At 66.3% G+C, this 564-nt stretch carries 1 protein-coding gene; it reads right to left on the reverse strand.

Features of this window, described 5'->3' with window-relative positions; all coding sequences use genetic code 11:
* Positions 1–564: L,D-transpeptidase (locus tag SCWH03_RS28300; RefSeq protein ID WP_254077102.1), on the reverse strand; the 564-nt coding region annotated here is incomplete at both ends.

Genomic DNA, 564 nt, shown 5'->3' on the forward strand with positions numbered 1-564 from the left:
TCAGCCGCATCGAGTAGTCGACCATCTTGTTGTAGCTGTCGCCGAGGCCGACGGTCTCGGAGCGCATGTTGATCGTGCCCTCCTTGGCCATCAGGACGGACGTGCCGCCCCAGGACGCCTTCTCGCCGCCGGGGGTGCCGGCCGACATCGGCACCTGCTTGACGGTCTTGCCGTCCCGCGTCAGCGTCGCCGTCTTGTTGTCCAGGTTCACCTTGACGACCTGGTTCTTCCCGACGGTGACGGCGGTGTCGTAGTCGCGCACGAACCAGCCGCCGTCCGCGCCCGAGTCGACGCCGTTGAGCTGGGCGTCGAGCTCCACCTTGGTGCCGGACTTCCAGTACTCCTGGGGGCGCCAGTCGACGCGGTCCTTGCCGTCGTAGTTCTTGATCCAGCCCCAGGAGCCGGTGGTGTCGTTCGACGTGGTGACCTTGAGGTGCTTCTCCACCTCGGCCTTGTTCTTCACCGGGTGGTCGAAGACGATCGACAGGGGCTGGCCCACGCCGACGGTCTTGAGGTTGCTGCCCGGCGTGATCGTGACCTTGTTGACCTTCTCGGGCGCGGCCG

This window comes from Streptomyces pacificus, assembly GCF_011766325.1.
In the GTDB taxonomy this organism is placed as follows: Bacteria; Actinomycetota; Actinomycetes; order Streptomycetales; family Streptomycetaceae; genus Streptomyces; species Streptomyces pacificus.